The organism is Marinomonas profundi (assembly GCF_020694005.1).
GTDB classification, from domain to species: domain Bacteria; phylum Pseudomonadota; class Gammaproteobacteria; order Pseudomonadales; family Marinomonadaceae; genus Marinomonas; species Marinomonas profundi.
In genome coordinates, this window is record NZ_CP073013.1 from 2,864,692 (window position 1) to 2,882,800 (window position 18,109).

General features: G+C 47.3%; 14 protein-coding genes and 1 riboswitch. Of the genes, 9 read left to right on the forward strand and 5 right to left on the reverse strand.

Translation table 11 applies throughout. The annotated features are described in order from the left end of the window. Window positions 1-174 precede the first annotated feature (174 nt). Window positions 175-771, forward strand: a complete 597-nt coding sequence (locus tag J8N69_RS13400; RefSeq protein WP_168823140.1) for a hypothetical protein — start codon at window positions 175-177, stop codon at window positions 769-771. Between the two features lie 143 nt (window positions 772-914). Here J8N69_RS13400 and J8N69_RS13405 read toward each other — a convergent pair whose 3' ends face one another. Beyond that, complete coding sequence (locus J8N69_RS13405; RefSeq protein ID WP_168823142.1) at window positions 915-3,149, reverse strand: YgiQ family radical SAM protein; 2,235 nt, start codon at window positions 3,147-3,149, stop codon at window positions 915-917. Window positions 3,150-3,294: 145 nt separating this feature from the next. After that, window positions 3,295-3,933 (reverse strand): thiopurine S-methyltransferase, encoded by a 639-nt coding sequence (gene tmpT, locus J8N69_RS13410; protein WP_168823144.1) that lies wholly within the window; start codon window positions 3,931-3,933, stop codon window positions 3,295-3,297. A gap of 171 nt (window positions 3,934-4,104) precedes the next feature. On the opposite strand from tmpT, the gene J8N69_RS13415 reads away from it, so the two are divergent. Together J8N69_RS13415 and J8N69_RS13420 are read left to right on the forward strand one after the other, a co-directional pair. Continuing rightward, window positions 4,105-4,260 (forward strand): DUF2496 domain-containing protein, encoded by a 156-nt coding sequence (locus tag J8N69_RS13415; RefSeq protein WP_168823146.1) that lies wholly within the window; start codon window positions 4,105-4,107, stop codon window positions 4,258-4,260. A 150-nt stretch (window positions 4,261-4,410) separates the two neighbouring features. Further along, on the forward strand, window positions 4,411-5,652 hold the full coding sequence (locus J8N69_RS13420) for a leucine-rich repeat-containing protein kinase family protein (protein WP_168823148.1): 1,242 nt from the start codon (window positions 4,411-4,413) through the stop codon (window positions 5,650-5,652). Window positions 5,653-5,752: 100 nt separating this feature from the next. Here the strand turns inward: J8N69_RS13420 and J8N69_RS13425 are convergent, their stop codons facing one another. Beyond that, the gene (locus tag J8N69_RS13425; protein ID WP_168823150.1) at window positions 5,753-6,244 is read right to left on the reverse strand and encodes a 6,7-dimethyl-8-ribityllumazine synthase; all 492 of its coding nucleotides are present in this window, start codon (window positions 6,242-6,244) and stop codon (window positions 5,753-5,755) included. 118 nt (window positions 6,245-6,362) lie between these two features. Continuing rightward, a riboswitch (FMN riboswitch) is annotated at window positions 6,363-6,524 on the reverse strand. A 200-nt stretch (window positions 6,525-6,724) separates the two neighbouring features. On the opposite strand from J8N69_RS13425, the gene J8N69_RS13430 reads away from it, so the two are divergent. The 6 genes from J8N69_RS13430 to J8N69_RS13455 all read left to right on the forward strand — a co-directional run bounded on the left by J8N69_RS13430 (window position 6,725) and on the right by J8N69_RS13455 (window position 15,337). Next, window positions 6,725-7,090 carry an MliC family protein gene (locus J8N69_RS13430; protein ID WP_168823152.1) on the forward strand — a complete coding sequence of 122 codons (366 nt, stop codon included), beginning with the start codon at window positions 6,725-6,727 and terminating at the stop codon, window positions 7,088-7,090. Window positions 7,091-7,208: 118 nt separating this feature from the next. Continuing rightward, the gene (gene cobJ / locus J8N69_RS13435) at window positions 7,209-7,985 is read left to right on the forward strand and encodes a precorrin-3B C(17)-methyltransferase (protein ID WP_168823153.1); all 777 of its coding nucleotides are present in this window, start codon (window positions 7,209-7,211) and stop codon (window positions 7,983-7,985) included. Window positions 7,986-8,029: 44 nt separating this feature from the next. Further along, window positions 8,030-8,809 carry a precorrin-4 C(11)-methyltransferase gene (gene cobM, locus J8N69_RS13440; protein ID WP_168823155.1) on the forward strand — a complete coding sequence of 260 codons (780 nt, stop codon included), beginning with the start codon at window positions 8,030-8,032 and terminating at the stop codon, window positions 8,807-8,809. 15 nt (window positions 8,810-8,824) lie between these two features. Then, window positions 8,825-9,907 (forward strand): cobalamin biosynthesis protein CobW, encoded by a 1,083-nt coding sequence (gene cobW, locus J8N69_RS13445; protein ID WP_168823157.1) that lies wholly within the window; start codon window positions 8,825-8,827, stop codon window positions 9,905-9,907. Window positions 9,908-10,114: 207 nt separating this feature from the next. After that, window positions 10,115-13,996 (forward strand): cobaltochelatase subunit CobN, encoded by a 3,882-nt coding sequence (gene cobN / locus J8N69_RS13450; protein ID WP_168823160.1) that lies wholly within the window; start codon window positions 10,115-10,117, stop codon window positions 13,994-13,996. A gap of 81 nt (window positions 13,997-14,077) precedes the next feature. Next, window positions 14,078-15,337 carry a sirohydrochlorin chelatase gene (locus J8N69_RS13455; RefSeq protein ID WP_168823161.1) on the forward strand — a complete coding sequence of 420 codons (1,260 nt, stop codon included), beginning with the start codon at window positions 14,078-14,080 and terminating at the stop codon, window positions 15,335-15,337. 73 nt (window positions 15,338-15,410) lie between these two features. On the opposite strand, the gene J8N69_RS13460 is transcribed toward J8N69_RS13455, so the two are convergent. Both J8N69_RS13460 and J8N69_RS13465 read right to left on the reverse strand, forming a co-directional pair. Beyond that, the gene (locus J8N69_RS13460; protein WP_168823163.1) at window positions 15,411-16,703 is read right to left on the reverse strand and encodes a hypothetical protein; all 1,293 of its coding nucleotides are present in this window, start codon (window positions 16,701-16,703) and stop codon (window positions 15,411-15,413) included. 156 nt (window positions 16,704-16,859) lie between these two features. Continuing rightward, window positions 16,860-18,098 carry a saccharopine dehydrogenase family protein gene (locus tag J8N69_RS13465; RefSeq protein ID WP_168823165.1) on the reverse strand — a complete coding sequence of 413 codons (1,239 nt, stop codon included), beginning with the start codon at window positions 18,096-18,098 and terminating at the stop codon, window positions 16,860-16,862. Window positions 18,099-18,109 lie beyond the last annotated feature (11 nt).

Here is an 18,109-nt window from a genome sequence, read left to right on the forward strand (position 1 = left end):
CGCATTTAGCCAATGCGGGTTTTTATTATCATAATTAATTCATATATAACGATTGTGTTATAACTAATATGACATAAGTTCTAAACAAGTAATGATAGTGTCATCTTCTTGTGTTAAGTCGTTTTTTCACTTTTTTTTCATTACAATCTTGAGCTCAAAAACTCGAGGTTGGTCATGTTTATTCTCCGTTGTGTTGCTTATTTGTTGGCGGTTGCTGGTGTCGCACAGTTAATCTCTTTAGAAGGTTATGCTTTGTTGTCTGCTGCTCAGTACAGTGAGAATACGTTGACCGAGCACTTGCAAGATAGCTTGTCTTTCTTTAGTTGTATTTTGTTTCTTTATGCCGCGCGTTTAAATGCCAAGCTCAATATAGCAGCGACCTTGCTTGGGGCTTTGTTGGCGATGATGTTTGTGCGTGAGTCTGATTCGCTATTGGATATTTATGTATTTGATGGCGCTTGGCAGACGCTTGTTTGTGTTATTTTTGCTTGTGTTGTGGTTTCTCTGTGGGGGCGTTTTTCACAGATTTACGCGTCGTTGAAAGAATATTCTCAGCAGCCTAGCTTTGGTACTTTTTTGGCGGGTTTTGTCACCATAATTGCGTTTTCTCGCTTAATGGGGCGAGGCTCGTTTTGGCAAGCAATAATGGGTGATGCCTATATGCGCCTTGTTAAAAATATCGTGGAAGAGGGGATTGAGACCTTGGGTTATACCCTAATCTTAATCTCAGCAATCGAGTTGGTTTTAGCGTGTCGTAGACGTAATAAATGAGCGTCATCAAGATGATTTAGCCGAATGACGTTCGCCTAATAAAGATGTTCGCCCAATAAAAAGCGCCATGTTGAATAAACATGGCGCTTTTTGCTTTCTATAACCCGAACGCTTTATAACCTAAACGCGCTATAAGTTTGGTTTTATTGGCGAGACTTTACCTTTGTCTTGCGTCGCTTAGTGGGCGTGGAGGGTGCGCCATTGGCGTTTTTGCGGCGTGCTTTTTCGGCCACGGCATTCTTTTCTATGGTGGGGCGATTGGATGTATGAGACGCCCCAGTCGCTTGCCCGGGCTTGGCTTTTTGTGGTCGACGATGCACTTGCTTATCTTTGTCTTCAGCAGGCACCAGTTTGTTATCGCCATGGCCGATAAGGTCAGGTCGACCCATTTTGATCAGCGTGTTGCGCAGGTCTTGCCAGTTACTTGGGTCGTGATAACGTAAGAAGCCTTTTTGTACCGTACGTTGCTTGGCGTCTTTGGGGGTATAAACGTCTTCGCTTTTATAGGTAACCGGTTTAAGTGGGTTTTTACCAGAATGATACATGGCCGTCGCTAATGACATTGGCGATGGGTAAAAGGTTTGCACTTGGTCTGGTTTGAAGTCGTTGGTTTTTAACCATACGGCAAGATTAAGCATGTCTTCGTCTGAGCTGCCTGGGTGGGCGGCAATAAAGTAGGGGATCAAATGCTGTTTTTTACCGGCTTCTTTGGAGTATTTATCAAACATGCGTTTGAATCTATCGTAGGTTCCCATGCCGGGCTTCATCATTTTTGATAAAGTGTCTTTTTCGGAATGCTCGGGCGCGATTTTCAGCAAGCCACCAACATGATAAGTCACCAGCTCTCGTACATATTCTGGGTCTTCTACCGCAAGGTCGTAGCGTAAGCCCGATGCAATAGACACAGTGTGTATGCCTTCAACTGCTCTGGTTTTACGGTACAGCTCTGTGGTTGGGCTGTGATCGGTATTCAAATTAGAGCAAATGGTCGGATAAACGCATGATAATTTACGGCACGAGGCTTGTACTTCATCGTCGTTGCAGTTCAGCGTGTACATATTTGAAGTAGGCCCACCAAGGTCTGAAATATGACCGGTGAAACCTGGCACTTTGGCTTTTATGTCTTCAATTTCGTTCAGAATGGATTCGTGTGAACGAGACTGAATGACGCGCCCTTCATGTTCGGTAATCGAGCAAAACGTACAGCCGCCAAAGCAGCCACGCATAATATTGATCGAAGTTTTGATCATGTCATAGGCTGGAATGCGGGCTTTTTTGTATTTTGGATGAGGCACACGCGCATAAGGTAAATCAAATACGCCATCCATCTCTGGTGTTTCCAATGGAATCGGCGGCGGGTTGACCCAAATCTCTTTTTTGCCATGCTTTTGAATCAGCGCGCGAGCGTTATGTGGGTTTGATTCAAGGTGCAAAATGCGTGAGGTATGCGCGTAAAGTACCGGGTCTTTAGAGACTTTTTCAAAGGAGGGTAAACGAATATAGGTTTTTTCCGGATCCAGTTTTTCGCCACGACGAAGGGGCGCTGGAATCACGCGAATCGGCATGACGTCAGACTCTTCCTCGTCTTTGGTTTGGCATTTACCTTCAGGAATGTATTCGTAAGGGCTGTAGATTTGCTCGACCTTGCCTGGCCAGTCCACACGGGTTGAATCGATTTCAGTAAAGCCGCCAGGAGGCGCGTTACGCACAATGGTGGTGCCACGAATGTCAGTGAGCTCATCTAAGGTTTTGCCCATCGCCATTTGATGCGTGACTTCCAGCATGGCGCGTTCAGCGTTGCCGTACAGCAAAATATCTGCCGTGGAGTCGATCAACACTGAGCGGCGAACTTCATCGCTCCAGTAATCGTATTGGGCGATACGGCGCAGGCTGGCTTCAATGCCACCAATCATTACCGGAATATCATGAAAGGCTTCTTTGCAGCGCTGAGAATAGACAATCACCGCGCGGTCAGGACGCTTGCCACCGACGCCATAAGGCGTATAAGCATCGTCATTGCGGACTTTTAGATCGGCGGTGTAGCGGTTGATCAAGGAATCCATGTTGCCCGCGGTGATACCAAAGTACAGATTTGGGCGACCAAGGCGCATAAAATCGTCAGTATTACGCCAATCTGGTTGGTCAATAATGCCCACTCGGTAGCCTTGTGCTTCGAGTAAGCGACCTAAAACCGCCATCCCAAAACTCGGGTGATCCACATAAGCATCGCCAGAGACAATAATTACATCACAGCTGTCCCAACCCAGTGCGTCCATTTCTTCGCGGGTGGTGGGGAGAAAAGGCGAAACACCATAACATTCAGCCCAATATAATGGGTAAGAAAAAAGTTGTTTGGCGGTTTTATGTCGTTTGATCATTGTCTACTCTTGGTATCCCTGCCATCGCAAACACAATGCTTTGCGATGGCAGGGATAGATGGCTTATCAGGAAGTTAATCGCGCATTATCCCAGAAAACCCCTAGGGTAAACAGCCTAATCTAGACCCCGCATGAGCTTTATTATCTAGGGTTGAATACGCCAAACACTTTCTTCAAAAATAACGTGGCCTTGTTCTTTGTACGTGGGGTTGGTTTGCGCTAAATTCTCACAGGCGATTCTTTGAATTTGCTGGCCCCAGAGCGTGCTTATGCTGTCTTCATCAACTGAAAATGGTGGCCCTTGTTCCTCGCCGTCATAGCGTAATGAAATTAATAATAGGCAAGCCGAGAGGGTTAAACGCTCAAGGGTATGGGCGACATACTCGGCACGTTTTGAGTCTGGCATGGCAACCATGGCCGCACGATCGTAACAGGCATCAAATTCAGTTTCGTTGAATAGAAAATAGTCGCCTTCCACAATGCGCAGCGGTAAACCGTTGACAGTATGAATCTTCAACTCACCTTCTTGATGGGTTTCATAGGTCAAATCGTTATCGCCTAAAAACTGGATGACCGCCAAAGAGGACAATTCAACGCCAGTGACTTGATAACCTTGCTCGGCTAACCAAATCATATCGTTAGACTTGCCACATAAAGGCACAAGCACACGGCTGCCTTTGGGTAAGGTTGGCCAAAACTCTATTAGCTTCGGGTTGACGCCTTCTTGATGGAAACCAATGCGTCCGGTTTTCCATCGATCTAGCCAAAATTCGTTTGTAATCACGTTCACCTCATCAAGTTAGGCTTGTTTATGTTCGATGTGTACGGTATTAACTGTATTTTATATTGAGCTGGTCACGACAATAAACGCCATTATAGATGGCTGTGATGTTTTTTTATTGTCTGTTTTGCTTATTTTACACATAGATTACGGCATTTTAAGTAGGGAATTGTTATGTCTTTAGAGCTTGCCCCAGATCACGTTAAACTGGCAGTTGATCTGATTGAACTACTCGAAAGTCACCATATTGAGCCCGAGGTAGCGGTCAACGCCTTGGCGATTGCTCTGCGTGACTTTCAAGATAAGCTGAAATTAAAAGTAGACGCTTAAAGGTAGACGCTTAAAGGTAGACAGAGAGGCGCTTAAATAGTTTCGTTTTTTCTAACCAAACGAAGGCGTTAGCATAACCGACTTGATAAACCCCCTCCCTCGTATCTAATAGCTTATAATGCGTCTAAATTTTTAAGAAAGAGTTCTATTTTGCACACACTTGACCAACTTAATCGTGGAGAGTTGAAAGGCGTTGTTCGTCTACAGCTTGCTGAGAATTTAACGACCTTTCCTGAGGCGATTTTTAACCTTGCTGACAGTTTAGAAATTTTAGACTTATCGAATAATCAGCTAAGCGAGTTACCAGCAGACTTGTCGCGTTTAAAAAATCTGCGCATACTTTTTTGTTCTAATAACCGCTTTAGCCAATTGCCCGAGGTGTTGGGGCAATGTTCATGCTTAGAAATGATTGGCTTTAAAAGTAATCAAATCTCGATGGTGTCTTCCGCGTCGTTACCAACGCAAACCCGTTGGCTGATCCTCACCGACAATCAAATTGAATCCTTACCTGACGACATGGGAAGGTTAACTCATCTGCAAAAGCTGGCCTTGGCAGGCAATCGTTTAACCGCAATGCCAGATTCTATACGGGATTGTCATCGCTTAGAGTTGGTTCGACTGTCGGCCAATCAGCTGACAGCTTTTCCTGATGCGCTGTTAAGTTTGCCACGTTTAGCTTGGTTGGCTTTTTCAGGCAATCCATTTTGCGCAGCACGTGACCCTCATAATGAATTTCAAACGGTTCAGTTTGGTGATTTAGCCTTACAGCAGGTATTAGGACAAGGCGCATCAGGGGTGATTTCGCTGGCGACTTGGCAAGAAAATACCTTTGATTTTTCAGATCCTGTGGCAGTCAAAGTATTTAAAGGCGAGGTGACCAGTGACGGTTATCCGCAAGATGAGCTGGATGCCTGTTTGGCGGTAGGGAATCACCCTAATCTTGTTAAGCCATTGGCCAAAGTGACAGAGCCAGATTGCTCGGCGCTGGTGATGGAATTGATTCCTGCGCACTATATAAACTTGGGCCAGCCGCCGAGTCTTGTCACTTGTACGCGCGATACTTTTCCTGCTGAGCAGCGTTTTGCCATTGAAAAAATTGCTTATATTGTTGAGCAAGTAGATCAGCTGGTGGCGCATTTTTGCGAGAAAAAAGTCAGTCATGGTGACTTATACGCGCACAACATTTTAATCAATGAAACAGGGCATGTGTTGTTTGGTGACTTTGGTGCGGCCTCAAAATACGACAATTTATCCGCTCAACAGCAGCAAGGTATTGAGCAAATAGAGCGACGAGCGCTAGGCTTTTTTATTGATGATATGTTGGGCTTGTGTGCAGAAGAAGATCGGCAAGGCGAGTTGTATCACGAGTTAGCGAAGCGAAGCTTTTGTTAATACTCGTGCTCTGCATCAAAAAAAACGCCTCATACAATGAGGCGTTTTAATAAAGTTTTAACAAAGATCTTTCAATAAAAGGTCTTTTAACAAAGAGCTTTTAGCGCAATTGTTTGGCTTTCTCGGTCAAACGAATGGTTTGATCGCAAGCGTTTGCTAGCTCAATGCCTTTCTTAACGAAGTGACGGCTAAAATAGTCTTTATGCTCGTCATGCTCATGGAAGTTATGTGGTGTCAGTACGGCGGTAAGTACCGGTACTTCTGTTTCCAATTGCACTTGCATTAAGGCGTTACAAATTGCCTGAGCAACAAAATCGTGACGATAAATACCGCCATCAACCACTAACGCCGTGCCAGCAATCGCGTCGTATTGACCGCTTTTGGCAAGCAACTTAGCTTGTAATGGGATTTCGTAACCACCAGGAACGGGGATGATGTCTATCAAAGATGCATCGTAACCACGGGAAACGAGTTCTTTGGTAAAGCCTTCCACGCAGTTTAAGACAATGTCTGCATGCCAAGAAGCATGAAGAATCGCAATGCGTTTTGTTGCTGGAGTGAATTCAATGTTATTCGTTGAGCTCTGATTCATTTTTTAATCCTAAATGTCTAAGGTGAATCAGGGCGAACGGGCAGGCAAATACCTCATAAAATGAGGTACCTAAACAGTCAAACACAGCATCGCTATGAATGGCTTGAGGTCTTGTCTGACGCGCTCTCTATCATCCGGACTGTAACCGTCGGCTCTGGAATCACACCAGATCTGCTGACCCTAAAAGAAAGGTTTCTTAAAGGCGCTCGCGGGCTTAGACTTTGGTTTATCTAGCGTCTTTACCGCCGGTGGGGAATTGCACCCCGCCCCGAGAACGAAGTCGGATAAATCCGACGGGTGAAATATACTCGTTTTTAGCGTTGACTGTCAAAGTCTGTTTGACATTGGTTCGATGAAAAGGTGATATAGCGAGAGACTGAGTGAGGTGTTAGAATCTGTGTTGTTTTTTGGTGTATTTCATCTGCTGGAGTGCACCGAATTTGGATAGGTTTTGCTAAATTTGAATGGAGTCTTAGTAACATGAAAATCAATAAATTATGTCTGCAAGCTGTTGTTGTCGGTGTGTCTTTGTTTGGGTTGATGGCTTGTAGCACCCTTGATGACACGTTAGCGATAAACGAAAAAGAATACCAAGTAGAAGAGGTTATTCAAACCAATTCCGCCCTCTATCGTTGTGATGGTAAACCGTTAGCCATTCTTTTTCATGCTGAACAGGCTCAGGCGCGTTGGCAAGAAAAAAGTTATCAACTGACTCATGCGGTTAGCGCTTCAGGGGCATTTTACTTGGGAGAGGGTTTGTCTTTCTGGATTAAAGGCAACGAGGCCGAGCTTGAACTTCATAATATGAAAAAATTTTTGTGCCATCTTGTTCGCGTTGAATCTTAATTTTCTTCCTGAAAACCACTCATTTTGAATCTTGGTGTTTTCATCTCGTCAGATTTGTAATCCGTGTACAATGGCCCCATTCGCGCCTTGCGGCGCTTAATGACAATTAAGAGATGTAATGAGCAAATTATTTGTAATGGGCATGGGGCCTGGTGATTTAGGTTTGGTGGCGCCTAACGCGACCAAAGCCTTAGCGGTATGCAGCGATTGGGTGGCTTACGGCTATTATTTGGATTTACTGGGCGAACTTAGCGCCGGCAAGACCTTTCATAATCTGCCCCTTGGGGAAGAAATCGGACGAGCCCGTTTAGCGTTAGACTTAGCGGCGCAAGGCAAAAACACGGCGTTGATTTCCAGCGGGGATATTGGCATTTATGCCATGGCGACTTTGGTGTTTGAATTGCTGGATATGCAATTACAAGGCAGAGAAAGTCATCCTGAATGGCTCGACGTAGACATAGAAGTGATCCCTGGCATTTCGGCTATGCAAGCGGGCGCCAGTCGAGTCGGAGCCATGCTGGGGCACGACTTTTGTACCATTTCTCTTTCCGATCTATTAACCCCATGGGAAACCATCGATAAGCGTTTACACGCTTGTGGCGCGGGGGATTTCGTGGTGTCTTTTTATAATCCAGTCTCGAAAAAGCGCGATTGGCAACTGAACCATGCCCGTGATGTTCTATTGCAATATCGTCCCGCCAGCACGCCGGTAATGATTGGTCGTCAATTAACCCGTCCCGAAGAAGAGATCACCTTTACGACCTTGGGTGAATTAGACGCCAAAGACGTGGACATGTTTACCATGGTCAGTGTCGGAAACGCCGACACCAAACACATAGTGAATGGCGATAAACAGTGGATTTATACGCCGCGTGGCTACTCTAAAAAGCTTTAGCTTTTTAAGGTTTTAGCTCGGTATAAAAGTGATAAGGGAAATACATGAAGGTTTACTTTATTGGTGCCGGTCCTGGTGACCCAGATTTGATGACGATAAAAGCCGTCAAAACCATGGAACGCTGCCCTATTGTTCTTTACGCCGGTTCTTTGATCCCAACACAAGTGATCGACAGTGTCCGAGGCTGTGCTGAAGCGATTTATGACACGGCCGAAATGAACCTAGATGAAACCACCGCCGTGATTGAAAAAGCCGCCAAAGAGGGCAAAGATGTTGCCCGTTTGCAGTGTGGTGATCCCGCTTTATACGGCGCGATTGGCGAGCAAATTCGTCGTCTAGAAGCCTTAAATATTGATTACGAAGTGATTCCTGGTGTCAGTGCAGTTGCGGCCTCTGCTGCTTTATTGCGCAAAGAATTGACCTTATCCGGTGTTTCACAAACCGTCATCATGACTCGTTATGAAGGTAAAACGCCTTTTCCAGAAAGGGAGCGTTTGCCGGCGTTAGCACAAAGTGGCGCGACCTTGGCGATCCATCTTGGCGTCACTCGGATTCATAAAATCGTCGAAGAACTGATTCCGCATTATGGCGAAGATTGCCCCGTTGCTGTGTGTTATCGCACCAGCTGGCCAGACCAAGATTATGTCGTGGGCACCTTGGCGGATATTGTTGTCAAAGTACGTGAGAAAAAATTTACCCGAACCAGTCTTATTTTAGTGGGCCGTGTATTGGATACTGACGACTTCGCCGACTCGTATCTTTATGATAAAAGTCAGGCACACATTTTTCGCAAAATTCATCGTCAACGTGACGACAAAAAATAACCGCAAGGATTCACTATGCAGCTGAATAAAATCCCTACCACCATTGTGACTGGCTTTTTGGGCAGTGGTAAAACCACTTTATTGTCGAATGTCTTGAAACAAGCCGCTGGCAAACGTATTGCGGTGATCGTCAATGAGTTTGGCGAACTGGACATTGATTCCGATTTATTGCGTTCTTGTCCGCTTGATTGCCCCGAAGGTGAAGAAGAAAGTAGCCGACGCAGTGACGACGGTTTCTATGAATTAGCCAATGGTTGTATCTGTTGCACGGTAGAAGAAGAGTTTTTACCCGTGATGCAGCAGCTGGTGGCGCGCCGTGGTGACATTGATCATATTCTGATTGAAACCAGTGGCTTGGCGTTACCAAAACCTTTGGTACAAGCCTTCAACTGGCCGGGAATTAAAGAACATTGCACGGTCGATGCGGTGATCACCGTGGTGGATGGTGTGGCCGTCGCGGCGGGGCGTTTTGCCCATGATGAAGACAAGGTACAGGCGCAACGCCAAGCGGACGAAAGCCTCGATCACGATCCAAGCTTGCAAGAACTACTCGATGATCAGCTAAGCGCCGCCGATTTGGTTGTGGTCAGTAAAAACGATTTATTGAACGACGAACAGCGTGCCCGAGTGCAAGCGGTTATTGCTCATGAAGTGCCCAATACGGTCAAAACCGTTTACATCGAAAACGGCGAAGCGGCGCTGGATGTGCTGTTAGGCATTGATGCCGCGACGGAAAGCCGAATTGATGAAGTACACAATCATCACGACCATCATCATGCCCATGGCGCCCATCACGACCACGCCCATGATCACTTTGATTCTTTTGTGGTGACATTGGGGGAAGTGCAGTCTGATCTGTTGCAAGAAACCCTGACACAACTGGTTGAAACGCATAATATCTTCCGCGTGAAAGGTTTTGCTGCCGTGCATGGCAAACCGATGCGTCAAGTGTTTCAAGTCGTGGGGACGCGCTTGGACCGCTACTTTGATCGTTTATGGCAACCAGAAGAAGTACGTAAAACTCAGTTGGTGTTTATTGGTAAAGGCATCAGCAAAGAGATGGTTGAGAATGTTCTGCATGATGCCTTGAGTGCTTGATCACGTATTCTGATTGGCGAAATTTCGTGTTCCCTCCCCTTGTTTCTTTGAAGGGGAGGGTTAGGGTGGGGTTTTAGGGCTTTTAACCCCCTCCCAGCCTCCCCCTTGGCAGGGGGAGGCGCTAAGGGCTTTGTATTATTCCCTCCCCTTATTTATTTGAAGGGGAGGGTTAGACTTGTTAAGTAAAAGAAAGCAACTGGAGAAACCGTGCATTTATTAGCAGCCAAACCGGGTGGCTTTGTTGACGACGAAGGGATTGTCGATCTTGGGCAAACCCCAGCCGACTTAGTGGTTCTGGCGGCGGCTGATAGTGTGCTCGGCGCTCTGGGCAGTGCGCTGGATCAGTTGCCGACTGAGGGGGCGTTATTTCCCTCGGTTCGCCTTGCCAATTGGATGCAGTTGGTCAAACCGGCGGCTTATGACTTGTATGAACACAAGGTGCTCGATCACGCTAAAATCGTGGTGGTTTCACTGCTTGGTGGCGAGCATTATTGGGCCTATGGTTTTCAGCGTTTACAAGATTGGGCGCAAGCCAAAGCGGGTCGAACGCTGATTGTGGTACCAGGCGATGACTCGCCAGATCCATCGTTAATGAATGTCTCTACGGCCAAACCAGAAGATTGCCACCGAGTATGGCGTTATTTGCGTGAAAGCGGCCAAACAAACTCCCAGCAATTATTTTACTTCCTTTCTGACCGATATTTTGATCAGTCTTATCCTTGGCAAGAGCCAACGCCTTTACCCAGTGCGCTGATTTACCATGCTGGTCATTCGTCTGGCTTTGCCCAGTGGCAGCGTCATTATGCTGAGCGCTTAGCGCAAGGCTATCCTGTTGCGGTTTTGGCGTTTTATCGTTCTCATCTGCAAAGCGGCAACACCGCCATGTTTGATGGCTTGATTGAGATGTTAGAACAAGAAGGGCTGGTGCCGTTGGCGGTGGCGGTGAGTTCTCTCAAGGATGACGTATCGGTTGGTTTGATAGAATCGCTGGTGGATCGCACTCAAGCCAAGGTGATTTTAAACACCACGGGCTTTGCGGCGAATCGTGTCGGTAGCCCTGATTTAGCGTCTGAACCGACGGATTTTCAATCGGCTTTTGCCTCCCCCATTCCTGTTTTGCAGTTGATTCTGTCTGGCAGCACCGAAGAAGACTGGCAAGCGCAAACCCAAGGTTTACGCAGTCGAGATGTGGCCATGCAAATCGTCTTGCCAGAAATGGATGGGCGTATTATCACCCGCGCAGTGAGTTTTAAAGCATTAAGCCATTACAACGACCTTGCCCAAGTGGATTTGGTGCGTTATGAGTTACACCCAGAACGTGCGCGTTTTGTCGCTCAGCTCGCCAAGCGTTTTGCCAATTTAGCCAGCAAACCAAACCATCAAAAACGCATAGCCTTTGTGCTCGCCAATTACCCAACCAAAGATGGTCGGATTGGTAATGGGGTGGGATTGGATACGCCCGCTTCAGCGGTGAATTTATTAAAAGCATTAGAAGTGGCAGGTTATCCTATCAACAATATTCCCGATCATGGCAATGCCTTGATCGAAGCATTGCTTGGCGCGGTGACCAATAATCCCAACACTCTGCACGAACGCGGTTGTTGGCAAAGTCTCGCCTTGGAAGACTATTTACACTATTTCTATCAGTTGCCGTTGGAATGCCAACACGCGGTATGGGATCGCTGGGGGCCACCGGAAGACGATCATAAATGCCGCGAGCAAAATGGCCAGCGTCGCATTATGTTGGCGGGGATTCGCCTTGGGGAAACCTTCGTTGGCATCCAGCCTGCGCGTGGTTTCAATTTGGACCTCGCGGCAAACTATCATGATCCTGACTTGATTCCGCCCCACAGTTATTTGGCTTTTTATTTTTGGTTGCGTCATGTATATCAAGTGGATGCCTTTGTCCACGTGGGCAAGCATGGCAACCTTGAATGGCTGCCGGGCAAGGGTACGGCTTTGTCGGCGTCTTGCTGGCCGGATATTGCTCTTGGTCCCATGCCGCACTTTTACCCTTTTATCGTCAATGATCCAGGAGAAGGCGCGCAAGCTAAGCGTCGTACGCAAGCGGTGATTATTGATCATCTTATGCCGCCGATGACCCGCGCTGAAACCTATGGCGAGATGGCCGAGCTGGAAAACTTAGTCGACGAATATTACCAAGCCATGGGCATGGATGTGCGTCGAGAAACTTGGCTGCGGGAACAAATCCTCAAAAAAGTTCAAGGGTCTCATCTTTTAGAAGAACTGATTGGCGTTGAATTAGAGAATGACGATTCGGTACTGGAAGGGCTGGATACTTATCTTTGTGAAATCAAAGAAGCGCAAATTCGCCATGGTTTGCATCGTTTGGGGGAATTGCCCGAAGACGACAAGCTCGCTGATACGCTGGTGGCCTTGTTGCGCTTACCAAGAGGCAGTGACATCACCAGCCAAGGGGTTCTTCATTCCTTGGTTAATGACTTGGGTTTACAGCAAGACGATTTTGACCCAATGAAAAGTGAGCGCACGCCTTGGCTTGGTGTGAAACCTCAGGTTTTGTTATCGGTTAGTGAGGAAGATTGGCGAAGCCATGCCGACAGCAAAGAGCGTTTAGAGTTATTGGCCAAAAAACTGGTATTGAGCCATCTGATTGGTAACGAATCTACCGAACTGTTGGCGGATCAATTACCTCAAACGGCGGCTTTGCTTGCGCACAGTAAAAAACGCTTGTTGGTGGCCTTGCAACAAAGTGCCCATGACGAAATCCAAGCCTTAATCATCGGGCTGTCTGGTGGCTTTATTCCCCCTGGCCCAAGTGGTGCGCCAACCCGTGGCCGACTTGATACCTTGCCAACGGGACGTAATTTTTTCTCGGTGGATAATCGCGCGATACCATCGCCTGCGGCCTGGGCGATTGGCCAGCAATCGGCCGAAGCCCTGATACAACGACATTTGCAAGAGCATGGCGATTATCCGAGAGACTTAGGTTTGTCGGTGTGGGGCACGGCCACCATGCGCACCGGTGGTGATGACATTGCTCAAGCCTTTGCGCTGATGGGCGTTCGTCCGATTTGGGCACCGGGATCGAACCGGGTGACGGATTTTGAAATTGTGTCTTGCATGCAATTAGGTCGTCCACGGGTCGATGTGACCTTGCGCGTTTCCGGTTTTTTTCGTGATGCTTTTGCCAACGTCATGCGGCTCTATGATGCGGCCGTGCAAGCCATCGCAGCCTACCAAGAACCGGGCACAGGCAATGTGATTCGCGCTAATGTGGAAGCGCGAAAAAACACCCTGCTGGCGCAAGGCATGAGCGAAGCGCAAGCCAGTAGACAAGCCAGCTATCGTGTCTTTGGCAGCAAACCGGGCGCTTATGGTGCCGGTTTACAAGGTTTGATCGACGAACGTTGTTGGGACACCAAGGCTGACCTTGCCGAAGCGTATGTAAACTGGGGCGGTTATGCTTATGGTTCTTATAGCGATGATGTTGATAGCAAAGGCGCTCATAACCAAGGGACTGGCGGAGAAGGTGTTGAAGCAAAAGACGCCTTTGTGGCGCGTTTGTCACAACTGGATGCGGTGGTACAAAACCAAGATAACCGCGAACACGATATTCTGGATTCGGACGATTATTACCAATTCCAAGGCGGCATGACCAACGCGGTGACCGAGTTTCGTGGGCAAGCGCCCAGCGTGTACCATAGCGATCATTCGAACCCTAGTTCGCCAAAAATCCGTACCTTAAAAGAAGAGCTGAATCGCGTAGTACGTTCACGCGTGCTGAACCCGAAATGGATTGAGGCGATGCAAACCCATGGCTACAAAGGCGCGTTTGAAATGACCGCGACGGTGGATTATTTATTCGCTTACGACGCGACCACGGATTTGGTAGCCGATTATCAATACGAGCAAGTGACCGATCGATTGTTGCTTGATCCAGACAACCAAGCCTTTATGCGCGATAATAACCCGCATGCGCTGGAAGAAATGGGCGAGCGCTTATTAGAAGCCATACAGCGTGGCATGTGGCAAAATGCCGATGATTATAGAGACAAAATTCAATCCTTGTTGCTTGATTTAGATCAGCAGCAAGAGCAATCTCGGTGACCTTGGGCAGAAGGGCGCTTGTAACCTTGCTGGTAGCATTTACACTCACTAGCAGCTGAGACGATTAAGTAGAGAGAAATAATGAGCAATACAACACCAGCCAAAAAACAAGGCATTATGATTTGTGGTCACGGCAGCCGTGACAAAGACGCCGAGCGCGAATTTGGTCTAGTGGCGAAAGGACTCAAAGCGCGTTATCCTGATTTGCCAGTAGAATATGGATTTCTGGAGTTTTCTGCACCGAATATTCACATGGGTTTAGACAGCTTGGTTAACCAAGGCGTTGAAGAAATTTACGCGGTGCCGGGCATGTTGTTCGCTGCGACCCATGCGAAAAATGACATTCCTTCCGTATTGACCACTTACGAAGAAAAACACCCAGGTCTGCATATCACGTATGGTCGTGAGCTGGGCTTGCAAGATGACATGATTGAAGCCTTTCAAGCGCGCATTTATGAATCCCTTGGCCTTGATCCAGAAAATCCGCCCCAAAATCTATACGACACCCTGTTGGTCGTGGTGGGTCGTGGTACGTCAGATACCTCTGCCAATGCCGAAGCGGCGAAGTTAACGCGCATCGTTAATGAAAACATGGGCTTTGGTTGGGCGGATACCGTCTATTCTGGCGTGACTTACCCATCGGTTGGCGTGGGCCTTGAAAAGCTGATGAAGCTTGGCTTTAAACGCATTGTGGTGGCACCGTATTTCTTATTCACTGGCCGCTTGATCAAGCGTATTCAGGGTTATGTCGATAAAGTAGCGCAAGAGAATCCAGAAGTCACTTTTGTCCAGACGCCGTATTTGAACGATCATCCACGTGTTATCGATGCCTTTCAAAACCGCGTAGCAGAAATCATGCAAGGCGAATTACAAACGGGCGAAGAAACCCTGATGAATTCTTTTAAGCGTCGTCTTGCCGCAGGGGAAGTGGACGTTCACCATCACCATGCGGAATTTGTTGACCCACAAGATGACACTCAAGGCTTGTCTGAGTTTGATCTGAAGCACGCTGTGATTTCAATGGGAAATGTACCTAATGTCAGTGTGTTGAAAAAACACACTCAGGATCATGGACACTCTCACGACCATTCACACGACAGTCATTCACACGACAGTCATTCACACGACAGTCATTCACACAACCATAGCCATTCGCACGGTCACTCTCATGGGCACAGCCATGGCGTGTACAAACACATTGGTCACCCAATGGGACCACGCACCATGATTGGCGAAGGCATTTGCTGCTGTTTTATGAGTCAGTTCACTGACCAGATCTTAGAAGAAGAAAAACACAAAATCGAAGGGGATTGTAGCAAAACAGCCTTTGCTCACCGGTAGCGGATGGCATGTTTGGGCGAAAAAAAACCAGAGCCGATGCTCTGGTTTTTTTTGTCTATTTTATTCGAGCGTGTTATTGCACTGTCGTGTCAGTTTGTTCGGTCGTGTCAGTTTGTTCGGTCGACGCGTTCACTTCAGTGTCGGCCGTTTCTTCTAGTGCGGCGGTTACTGCGTTGGCTTTTGCGGTGTTGGCTTTTTCAGCCGCTTTTTCAGCCGCTTGTTTGTCTGCTAACGTCTCGGCAAGCGATTCTTTCATGTCGGCTAGGTTGGCATTAAGCGTGTCAATTTTTTCTTCTAAAAGCTCAGAGTAAGCGGTCTGATCTTTCAGTTCTTTGCGTAGCTGTTGCTGCGCTTGCAGCGATGCTTCTTGGTCTTTCAGGTTAGCTTCTATAAAGGCCACTAGTGCTTTACCTTGCTCTTCAAGCGCAAGATCGCGACGATCTTCAGCGTTGAGTGCATTAGTGATAGCAAACAAGGCTTTCTCGTAGCCGACGATGTAGTCTTCATAATCTTTTGGCTGGGTGGCTTTAAGCTTTTTAACGCTAAGGGCGATCTGTTCGGCTCGATTAATCGAAAATATCACTTCTTCGGCTTGACGCTTAATTTTATCAATGGCTCTTGGCTCGGCAGCAGCAAACGCCGTCGCGGAGGTTAAAGAGGCCGACGCTTGAGAAAGCGATTTTGGTGCATGCTGTGCGGTATCGGCTTTGATCAATGCGTCCAACGCATTTCTTGCATCAGCAAGATAAACGGTAATAACGGTTTTAATTTCTAAAGCGCGTTGTTTTGCAACAAGCTGGGGTTGTGCGGCAATCGCGGCGTCTGTTTTGCCATCGGCGATTTGATCAACAAGTGTTTTCAGATTGTTGTCTAGCTCTTGCACTGTCCCTGGGAAATGCTGTTTAGCGTCAATGTTTTTTAGTTGAGCGCGGTAATCAAATGCTTCGGATAGAGCGGATAACGCCGTCGTTTTTAAGCCGCTTGCTTTTGTCATGGCGCCATTAAAATTATCAAGGCTTTCATTGGCGGCTTCGATGTTGCTCATTGAGCTAAAAAAGCCCGTGCTGCTGTTTGCTTTGGAGGGATCGAACTCAAATTTGGCATAGTATTCTTTGGCTTCGGCCAAGGCTTTATTGGCTTCTTCTACGTTCTTGCTTGCAAACCAATTCAATTCGTCTTCTATGCCTTGGACAACTTGTTCATCAGCGGCGTCAATGGCTTGTTTCAGCTCGTTAATTTGAATCATCGTGGCGGATTGTTCGGCATCTGCAGCAAGGTTAGAGGCTGAGTCAGGGCTTGATGCACAACCAACGAGCGTTAAGGCCATGATGGCCGTCATGGCGGCCATTTTGAGTTCCGTTTTCATAAGGGTATTCCTTGTATTGCATTAAGTAAGAGAGATTCTGTGTATTGTAAGTTTTTTATGAAGAATGTGTAAGCAAAAGAGGGGTGATTAAGGCAGATAGTCATCATTCTGCTTTTCAGCCGCCTTTTGAATGGCGGCTGAAAAGAGATGAAGGGCTTAAAGGGTGAAAGGGCGGTCGCCGTTTTCGTCTTTAATTCGAGTGGGTAAGCCCATTTCGTTTAGCAAGCCTAAGAAAGGTTTAGGGTCTAGCTGCTCTACGTTACGCATTTCTTTTGCATCCCAAGTGCCATTGGCAACTAGGATCGCGGCGGCAACAGGGGGAACACCAGCGGTATAAGAAATACCTTGGCTGCCCACTTCGTTGTAAGCGTCTTCATGATCGGCCACGTTGTAGATGAAGATTTCTTTGTCTTTACCGTCTTTTTTACCTTTTACCACATCGCCGATACAGGTTTTGCCAGTGTAAGCTGGGGCAAGGGAAGATGGATCAGGCAACACGGCTTTTACCACTTTAAGCGGAATAACGTCTAAGCCTTCTGCGGTTTTAACCGGTTGTTCAGACAGCAAGCCAAGGTTCTTAAGAACGGTAAAAACGTTGATGTAATGCTCGCCAAAGCCCATCCAAAAACGTACGTTTGGCACGTTTAGATTTTGTGAAAGCGAATGCACTTCGTCATGGCCTGTCATGTAAGTTGTTTGTGAGCCAACCACAGGAAGGTCGTCGGTACGGCTGACTTCAAACATGCTGTTTTCTTGCCATGCGCTGTCTTGCCAAGAATAAACGCGTCCGGTGAATTCACGGAAGTTGATCTCAGGATCAAAGTTAGTGGCAAAATATTTGCCATGGCTACCAGCGTTCACGTCGATGATGTCGATAGAATCAACGGAGTCTAAGTAGTCGTTATACGCAAGCGCGGCATAGGCGTTTACCACACCCGGATCAAAGCCCACGCCCAGAATAGCGGTGATGCCTTTCTCTTTACAGGCGTCGCGACGTTTCCACTCGTAGTTGGCGTACCAAGGTGGCGTTTCGCAAATTTTGCTTGGGTCTTCGTGGATGGCGGTGTCTAAATAAGCCGCTCCCGTTTCCATGCAGGCTTCCAGTACCGACATATTGACGAAGGCGGAACCAACGTTAATGACGATTTGGGATTCGGTGTCTTGAATCAATTTAATGGTGGCTGGTACATCAAGAGCGTCTAGGGCGAATGCTTGAATACGACCCTCGACTTTCATGCTGCCTTTGTCGAGGACACTGGCCACAATATCGTCGCATTTCGAAACGCTGCGCGAAGCAATTGCAATATTGCCCAGTGCGTCATTGTGTTGGGCGCATTTGTGGGCCACAACACGCGCCACGCCTCCGCCACCAATAATGAGGACATTTTTTTTCATAGTAAGGTTAT

Coding starts and splice junctions, on each gene's coding strand:
- cobJ (WP_168823153.1), top strand. CDS start 7,209: ATGAGCAAATTATTTGTAATGGGCATGGGGCCTGGTGATTTAGGTTTG.
- J8N69_RS13415 (WP_168823146.1), top strand. CDS start 4,105: ATGTCTTTAGAGCTTGCCCCAGATCACGTTAAACTGGCAGTTGATCTG.
- cobW (WP_168823157.1), top strand. CDS start 8,825: ATGCAGCTGAATAAAATCCCTACCACCATTGTGACTGGCTTTTTGGGC.
- J8N69_RS13460 (WP_168823163.1), bottom strand. CDS start 16,703: ATGAAAACGGAACTCAAAATGGCCGCCATGACGGCCATCATGGCCTTA.
- J8N69_RS13425 (WP_168823150.1), bottom strand. CDS start 6,244: ATGAATCAGAGCTCAACGAATAACATTGAATTCACTCCAGCAACAAAA.
- J8N69_RS13400 (WP_168823140.1), top strand. CDS start 175: ATGTTTATTCTCCGTTGTGTTGCTTATTTGTTGGCGGTTGCTGGTGTC.
- J8N69_RS13465 (WP_168823165.1), bottom strand. CDS start 18,098: ATGAAAAAAAATGTCCTCATTATTGGTGGCGGAGGCGTGGCGCGTGTT.
- J8N69_RS13430 (WP_168823152.1), top strand. CDS start 6,725: ATGAAAATCAATAAATTATGTCTGCAAGCTGTTGTTGTCGGTGTGTCT.
- J8N69_RS13455 (WP_168823161.1), top strand. CDS start 14,078: ATGAGCAATACAACACCAGCCAAAAAACAAGGCATTATGATTTGTGGT.
- J8N69_RS13405 (WP_168823142.1), bottom strand. CDS start 3,149: ATGATCAAACGACATAAAACCGCCAAACAACTTTTTTCTTACCCATTA.
- cobM (WP_168823155.1), top strand. CDS start 8,030: ATGAAGGTTTACTTTATTGGTGCCGGTCCTGGTGACCCAGATTTGATG.